This window comes from Helicobacter sp. (genome assembly GCF_022511165.1).
Classification (GTDB): domain Bacteria; phylum Campylobacterota; class Campylobacteria; order Campylobacterales; family Helicobacteraceae; genus Helicobacter_C.
In genome coordinates this window covers 1-7,734 of sequence record NZ_JAFLSB010000059.1, presented here as the reverse complement: position 1 = coordinate 7,734, position 7,734 = coordinate 1, and the positions used below count along the sequence as shown (strand labels likewise).

8 protein-coding genes and 1 pseudogene are annotated in these 7,734 nt (G+C 38.0%); 2 read left to right on the top strand and 7 right to left on the bottom strand.

Translation table 11 applies throughout. The features are described 5' to 3' along the window. Positions 1 to 291: 291 nt before the first annotated feature. From J1E28_RS07350 to J1E28_RS07340, 3 genes are read right to left on the bottom strand one after another with little or no spacing between them, the layout of a single operon-like run. On the bottom strand, positions 292 to 1,026 hold the full coding sequence (locus J1E28_RS07350) for an amino acid ABC transporter ATP-binding protein (RefSeq protein WP_291028308.1): 735 nt from the start codon (positions 1,024 to 1,026) through the stop codon (positions 292 to 294). After that, a complete protein-coding gene (locus J1E28_RS07345; protein WP_291028306.1) occupies positions 1,013 to 1,720 on the bottom strand; it encodes an amino acid ABC transporter permease in 708 nt (235 codons plus the stop codon). The genes J1E28_RS07350 and J1E28_RS07345 overlap by 14 nt, the downstream gene beginning before the upstream one ends. Continuing rightward, complete coding sequence (locus J1E28_RS07340) at positions 1,720 to 2,514, bottom strand: ABC transporter substrate-binding protein (RefSeq protein ID WP_291028304.1); 795 nt, start codon at positions 2,512 to 2,514, stop codon at positions 1,720 to 1,722. Before J1E28_RS07340 ends, J1E28_RS07345 begins: the two co-directional genes overlap by 1 nt. Before the next feature lie 193 nt (positions 2,515 to 2,707). Here J1E28_RS07340 and J1E28_RS07335 point away from each other — a divergent pair, with 193 nt between their 5' ends. Beyond that, on the top strand, positions 2,708 to 3,412 hold the full coding sequence (locus J1E28_RS07335; protein ID WP_291028301.1) for a ribonuclease HII: 705 nt from the start codon (positions 2,708 to 2,710) through the stop codon (positions 3,410 to 3,412). Between the two features lie 96 nt (positions 3,413 to 3,508). Continuing rightward, entirely contained in the window at positions 3,509 to 4,090 is a 582-nt protein-coding gene (locus J1E28_RS07330; RefSeq protein ID WP_291028299.1) for a hemerythrin family protein, read from the top strand. Here the strand turns inward: J1E28_RS07330 and J1E28_RS07325 are convergent. From J1E28_RS07325 to J1E28_RS07310, 4 genes and pseudogenes are all read right to left on the bottom strand, one after another. Further along, entirely contained in the window at positions 4,074 to 5,117 is a 1,044-nt protein-coding gene (locus tag J1E28_RS07325; protein WP_291028297.1) for a CapA family protein, read from the bottom strand. The genes J1E28_RS07330 and J1E28_RS07325 overlap by 17 nt on opposite strands. A 123-nt stretch (positions 5,118 to 5,240) precedes the next feature. Then, positions 5,241 to 6,992 (bottom strand): LTA synthase family protein, encoded by a 1,752-nt coding sequence (locus tag J1E28_RS07320; RefSeq protein ID WP_291028296.1) that lies wholly within the window; start codon positions 6,990 to 6,992, stop codon positions 5,241 to 5,243. A 109-nt stretch (positions 6,993 to 7,101) separates the two neighbouring features. Beyond that, the gene (locus J1E28_RS07315; RefSeq protein ID WP_291028295.1) at positions 7,102 to 7,416 is read right to left on the bottom strand and encodes a hypothetical protein; all 315 of its coding nucleotides are present in this window, start codon (positions 7,414 to 7,416) and stop codon (positions 7,102 to 7,104) included. Between the two features lie 11 nt (positions 7,417 to 7,427). Beyond that, a pseudogene (locus tag J1E28_RS07310) lies at positions 7,428 to 7,734 on the bottom strand (bifunctional indole-3-glycerol phosphate synthase/phosphoribosylanthranilate isomerase); the annotation flags it as partial.

Genomic DNA, 7,734 nt, shown 5'->3' with positions numbered 1-7,734 from the left:
TTAAGGGGGAGTGAGATGTATATCATCGAACCGACTTCATTTTTAAGCCCCTCCCCCTTATAAAAAAAAGAATCTAGTAAATTAAGGCGTAGATTCTAGAATCTTAAAAAACTAAGTGATTTTGTGTAACCTTAAATTACACTTACACATTTTAAGCCTATTCGCAAGAATTTCTTACTTACCCTTAAAACCTAAGCTTAAAACAAGCGAAGTATGGGTTAAAATAAAGACTTCATTAAGATTCAAAAAAAGATATTTTGCAAAAATCCTTGAAGGATTCTTAATCAAATCCTAAGCCATTACCTTACTAAGAAAACTTTGAAGTCGTGGAGTTTTTGGGGATTCAAAAATCTCTAGGGGTGTGCCTTGCTCGATAATGCGCCCATTTTCCATAAAAATAATGCGATGTGCCACTTCTTTAGCAAAACGCATTTCGTGTGTTACACAAACCATACTCATACCTTCATTGGCTAAATCTCTCATCAAATCAAGCACTTCTCCCACCATTTCAGGGTCAAGTGCCGATGTAGGCTCATCAAAAAGCATTACTTCAGGCTTATTCATTAATGCCCTAACAATAGCTACTCTCTGCTTTTGCCCACCACTTAAACGTGAGGGATACACCTCTTGCTTATCAAGCAATCCTATGCGTTCTAAAAGCCTTTGTGCTTCTGCAATAGCCTCCTCTTGCTTAAGGAGCTTTAAAAATGTAGGTGCAAGTATGAGGTTTTGTAAGACATTGAGGTTATTAAATAAATTAAAATGTTGAAAAACCATTCCCATTTTACTTCGGGCTTTATTTATATCCCAGCTTGATGTGCTTTGTGGAAATAAAATCTTATCATCAAGCCATATTTCCCCTTCACTTGGGCTTTCAAGGAGATTGAGGCATCGAAGTAAGGTTGATTTACCCGAGCCACTTGGTCCAATAATAACGACTTTTTCGCCCATTTTGATATGCAAATTAATATTATCTAGCACTAATTTATCGTCAAAATATTTTTTGAGTTGCTTAATATGTATCACTTGCCCTTAGCCTCTTTTCATAGATTCTTACTAAATAGCTCGCACATATCACAAGGAGCAAATAAGAGAGTGCAAGAAAGAAATATGGAAACATATATTCATAATTTGCTCCACCTATGCTTTTAAAAGCATAGGTAAGGTCGTGAACGGTGATGTAGTTTGCCACCGAAGTTTCTTTTAAAAGCGTGATAAATTCATTACAGAGCGCAGGGAGAGCGTTTTTAAGAGCTTGAGGAAAGACAATATAGCGCATACTTGCCCTCGCACTAAGTCCCAAAGCTCTTGCTGCTTCATCTTGTCCCCTATCTACGCTTAAGATTCCACTACGCACAATCTCGCTTACATACGCACCACTATTTAAGCCAAAGATTGCCACTGCGACAATAAGCGCACTTACACCTTTTAATCCAAATGCAGGGAGAATCACAAAATAAATAAAAAGAAGTTGCACGACAATAGGAGTGCCACGAAAGAATCCCACATACGCTTTTAAAAATGCGCATAAGATTCTATGCAAAAGCGAGGGATTTTTGTATGTAAGGGCAATGGCAACCAAAGTGCCTACGATAATACCAATACAAAGTGCCAAAATAGCAAGAAGTAGGGTTGTGCCAAGCCCCTCTAAAATGAGCTTATATCCTCCATTTGTAATAAGCTGATGATAAAAAAGGGCATATTTTTGCGCAAACTCCATTACTTTTTCTCTGCGTAGTATGCCTTGATGATATGCTCAAGTGTGCCATCTTGCTTTATCTCTTGCAAAATGCTATTGATAGAATCTTTGAGCTTTGGATTATTTGGGGCGATACCAATGGCGTATTTTTCATCGGTGAGCGCGATTTCAATGAGTTTTGTGCCACTATTTGCCCTGATAAGCTCACGCGCAGGCATTTCATCAATAATCACCACATCAATTTGATGATTTTTCATTGCAATAGTTGCAAGTGCGCCATTTGAGAATTCTCTTACTGAAGCATTAGCAAATCCCTCAAATCCCCAATCCACATCACCTTTGGCATAAAATAAACCCGTTGTGCCCACTTGCACGCCAATTCTAAGTTCAGGGATTGCTTTGAGGAGAGCAATAAGCTCTTCTTTTGTGCGCACACTATCAAAACGCGTATCGCTTGAGAGTGTAATAAGCATTTGTGAGGCATTAAAATAAGTATCGCTAAAATCAATCACTTTTGCGCGAGTTTGATTGATTGTCAAGCCAGAAATAGCAATATCTGCATTGCCTCCTGCAAGTGCGGTAACCACAGAATCAAACTCCATATCCTTAATCACAAGCTTTTTATCAAGCTTTTGAGCAATGATGCGCGCTATATCCATATCAATGCCCTTAAACTCTTTTCCCTCGACATATTCAAAAGGTGCAAAATTTGCCGCAGTTGCCACCACAAGCTTATCATCTTTGCACGCATTGAATGCAAAGAATGCAAGTATTGCAAATAAAGCTCCTATGGCTTTATATCGTGTTGAACTCATCACTACCCCTTTTATATCAATTAAAGCGCACATTCTAATCATTTTAAGCTTAAACTAAAGCGGTGTTCTTACAATTTGTTTCTTTAAAAGAGAAAAAAGTGAGAAAAATAGCTTGGATTCTTAAAACTTTACAAACAATAAGAATCCGCGATTTGGCTTGTATGGAATCTATATTGAAGTATAAGGAGTATTTATGTGGGTAGCAGGGATTGATGAAGCAGGGAGAGGCTGCCTCTGTGGGAGTTTATTTGTCGCAGGGGTAATAGGGGAGGCTCATATTATTCATTCATTAAAGCCCAAAGATAGTAAAAAACTCTCCCCAAAGAAGCGAGAGTGCATTTATGAGGTAATGCAAGAAGCGCAAAACAAGGACAAGATGGCATTTTTTGTGAGTGAGATAAGCGCAGAGGAGATTGATGCAAATGGTTTAAGCTCTGCGATGAGAAAGGGTATAGAATCTGTGTTAGCTGCTCTTGGGGATTATGCGCTCAAAAAGCAGATTCTAGGGGTAAGCAAAGAGATGTTAGGGCAAAAAAGCAAAGATTTTAATGCACAAATAAAAGATAGGGCGCAAAGAGGGAAGGGAGAGTGTGAGCGGAATTTTACAATTATAATAGATGGTAATACAACCTTTAACGCGCAGATTCCGCATTATTTGCAAGAAGCGGGGTTAAAAATAGAGACTTTAGTAAAAGCTGATTCTTTGCTTGAAGTCGTTTCGTGTGCTTCGATTGTGGCAAAAGTGTGTAAGGATAGGCAAATGCGTGCATTAGATGTGCTTTATCCTCACTATAAACTTGCCAAAAATAAAGGCTATGGGACTTTAGAGCATAGGAAAAGCATTGCTCAATATGGATATTGTCCTTATCATCGCAAGAGTTTTGCCTTTTCACTTTGATTATATATCTTAATTTTATTTTAAACTAGTAAGCATTATAATCGTATTTTGGTTTGTTCATTGAATAATCTATGTAAAGTAAAGTAGGGTTTAGCTATGTTGCCAAAGTGGAGTGATAAGTTTAGCGTTCATCACGAGATTATTGACCAACAGCATCAAAAGCTATTTGAGCTTGCTCGCAAGGTGTATAAAATCGCCAATAGCCACGCTACACGAGGCGAAGTAAAAGGAATTATTACAGAATTTTTTGAATATATGAAGACACATTTTAAAGATGAAGAGCAATATATGGCAGCTATTGGCTATCCACGATTAGAGGAGCATAAGAAGATTCACCGCACGATTGTAGCGGATATGGCAGGTATGGTAAAACACATCTCATCTATGGAAGTGATTAAGGAGATGATTTCAACTGTTGCAGAAGACTGGCTACTCACACATATTATGCAAGAGGATATGCTGATTGAAAAATATCGCAAAGAGCAAGTAGAAAGTGGAGCAACTTGTGAAGTCAAAGAAGTGAAATACTACTATTATATTTGCGGATGTCCGGGCAAAGAGCATAAGCTCACTGAATCTATGCATCTCTTTGCTACGCGCTCCACAAATCCTGTTACTTGTAAAGAATGCCATCAACAAATTAAGTTCAAAGAAGAGCGCATTATAAGCCAGCCTTAATATCATCTCTACCCTGTGTGATGATGTGCATATATTCTTTATAGATTGATTTATAGTTGGGAAGAATGCTATCATTGAGTTCATTAAACCACATGAGTTTAAAATTCTTAAATTGTGCATTATAATAAGTATAGATAAGCTCTGCTCGTGGATTTTTAAGCTTTACTTTTCCATCTTTTACTTTTACAACTTCTACACTTCCTAGCATACCAATGCGTTTGTTTGTGCCTCTTTGTCCAGAGATAAGATTACCTAGTGAATAATACACTAATGTATCGCCTATCCACTCTGCACTCTGCACTACGTGCGGGTGTGTGCCGATGATAAGATCCACGCCCAAATTTGCTAAAAATTGTGCTAAATCACGCTGTTCTTGAGAGGGTGTAAAATCATACTCTATCCCCCAGTGCATCGATACAATAAGAAAATCTACCTTGTCGCGTATGCGCTCAATATCATCTTTAAGCATTTGTTTTGTATAAACATTGACAAGATATTCTTTTCCCTTTGGTAAAGGAATACCATTTGTGCCATAAGTGTAAGCTAAGAGCGCATAGGTAATGCCATTTTTTTTCTCAATCCTTAAGTGATTGCGGTCTTCAAAAGATTCATAACTTCCTGCAGTAAGCACCGGCTTTTGTTTCCAATACGCCAAAGAGTTGCGCACAGCCTTTTCTCCCCTATCAAGTGAGTGGTTATTGGCAAGAGAGATGAGATTAAAGCCCAAAGAGAGCATATTATCGCCAAATTCTTGGGGTGAATTAAATGTAGGATAGGTGCTTAAGCCTAACTCTACTCCCCCAAGAGTTGTTTCTTGGTTATAAAAAGCCAAATCATAGTTTCTTACTTTTTTGAGTGCAGTGAGCATTGAGCTAAAATCATAGCTTCCAGTTTCAGTTTTTGCATCATTATATACAGAAGCGTGCAAAAGCGCATCACCAGCCATTATGAGAGAAAGCTCTTTAGAAGCGCCAAAAAGCACATTATTCCAAAGAAGCAAGAGCAAAGCAAGAAATATTTTTTTCATACAAATCCTTTGAAAAGAAGATGCAAGATTCTATGAGGCATTATCTATAATCAAAGTAAAAGTAAAGCAAATAAAGCAAAGCGTGAGATAAAAGAGAAATAAATCAAAACAAAGCTTATAAATCTAGTGAGAAGATGGCTGCTCTTGTGGGTTAGGATTAAAAATCCTCCACGCAATAGCATAAGCAAAAAGTTCATTGAGGCTAGAGCCAAAGGCTTTCTTTTGAGGCGAAAGTGCGATTTGAGTATCACTTGAGAGTAGTCCAAAGCCTTTTTGAGAATCTCCCCACATATAGCCCACCGCTTCATTGATAGGATAAATGCCTTTTTTGTCAATCCAAGCTGCTTGATTGTAGCCAAAAGCATATGGTGCTTTATCTTGAGTTGCAAGTATATTGCGCCCACCTACGCTCATATATTGTGTATGAGAGAGGCTTAGCTCATAGAGTGTAGGAAATATATCCTTGTGTGAGCCTATACGAGTAGAATCATAATGTATAGCCTTGGCATAATCTTGTGGCACATATATATAAAAAGGCACAGCATAAGCGATAGCTTTATCGGTGCTTGGATTAGAGCTAAAATCTCTTACATAATGATCTCCAGTTGCAGCAATAATGGTTTTGCTTTTTAGTGCGGAATCTTTTATTCTATCTAAAAACTCCCCAAAGGCATTGTTGGCATATTGATAGAGAGTCATAGAGGTTTGAAGTTTTTGCTTTGCTTCATTATTCTTTGCCTTTGCTTTGATTGCTTCACTCAAAGTAATAGGCTTTGGTGCGTAGGTATGTGGGAGATGATAGGGCGGGTGGTTACTTGTGGTGAGTATAGCAATAAATGTGGGCTTTTGTGCATTACTTAGAATCTCAAATGCGAGTTTATAGGCATACTCATCAGGAATCCCATAGGCATTTTTATCTTTTTTGCTTTGTGGAAAACGCTCCATAAGATGGAGGGCGTCATAGATATGCCCCACCCCCTGAATTCTCATATAATCCCCTGTATTTTGCCAACTTTCATATCCTGAAGTAATATAAATCACCTCATATCCTGCATTTGCGTATATAGCAAATGGATTATAGGGCAAAGAAGTAGTTTTTGCAGAGCCTCTTGAGAGAGGAGTAGGGCTATCAAAAAAAAGCATAAAAAATGAGGCAAGTGTGCCATTTGCCCCAGATAAAAATCTAAAAAATACAAAATCTTCATCAAAATGCTTTCGTAATGCGCCAAGTAAGTCATTATGCGGGAGTTCATCATAGATAAGCATATTGCTGCCAAAGCTCTCCATAAGATTCACTACAATATGAGGGGGATTATCTTTTAAAAACATAGAATATGGACTTTGGCGCAGTAATGGGAAAAGTGCCTCTTGCAATGCCTCTCCCCTTTGGGCTGAAGGTGGAGAAATATGTGCATCTGCTTTATAATTACTATACGCCCAATCAAGCGCTAAGAGTGGGTTTGTAGCGAGATGATTAAAAATAGGCAAAGTAGAAATACGATAATTATCTTCTTTCAAAGGATATGTCCCGAGTGAGCCACGCGCACCAATAATAAGCAATATGATACATAAAAATTGACTGATAAGAGTGATAGCACTTTTAGCGCGTAAGCGAAAGTGTGGTAAAAAGGGCTGTAATGTTGTAAAGATAGAGAAAAATTGATGTGAGATGTTATAGAGAAAAAGCGTAAAGATTCCATAAGCAATAGCACTTATGATGCCAAGTATAAGTGGATAATCCCGCCATAGAATCTCAAAAATAGCCAATGTATCATCATCTTTTAACCCAAAAATAAAAATATCAATTTTGTTTCCATAAGTGCGAAAATAATAAAAATTAACAATCGCAGCCACCATAAAGATAAAACCAAGCAAAAAGGCATAAAATTGAGGTAAAAAAGCGTAGATTTGTGTGCAGATTCTAGAGATTTGAAAACGGATTTTATGAGAGATTCTATTAAGGTGAGGGCGCGGACTTAGGGTATCAGTTTGTGTATGCCCCCCCCCTTACTTTTTTGTTAAAAACAAAATACATTATTGCTAAAAGATAATGAAGTGCTATAAAAATAAGCATAGCAACACTAATGGCTCGCATATCAAGTTTTAATCCCACAATCCACATCGCCCAAAAATCGCTAAAATGCTCCTGCCATAAATTTTGAGGTAAAAAATGCGCCACCATAATCCCACGCGCTATGGTGCAAAGTAGCAAAAGCGCGATGATTAGCACGCAAACACGAGTGATTAAAAGCATAGAGTGTTTAGGGGATTGAGAGTGAGTTATGGGTGAAGCATACATTCTTTAATCTCCTAAAGTTGAGTGCTTTTTTGAGGTTTAATTTTATTTTGCGAGGATATGGAGGCATTGAGATGAGAGAGAAGCAGACGAAATTTGTCTCTATCCTTTTTCCCCGCTGCAGATTCTATACCCGAATTCACATCAAGCAAAGCAGGGCGTAACTGCAAAAAATCCGCAATATTATGTGGATTAATCCCTCCTGCAACACACAAATATTGCTCCTTGAGTGAGCGTAACACTTCTAGGTTGATATGCTTTCCAGAGCCCCCTCCCTGCGCACTTTTAGAATCTACAAGGCAAAAAGCCCCCTCATAGCTA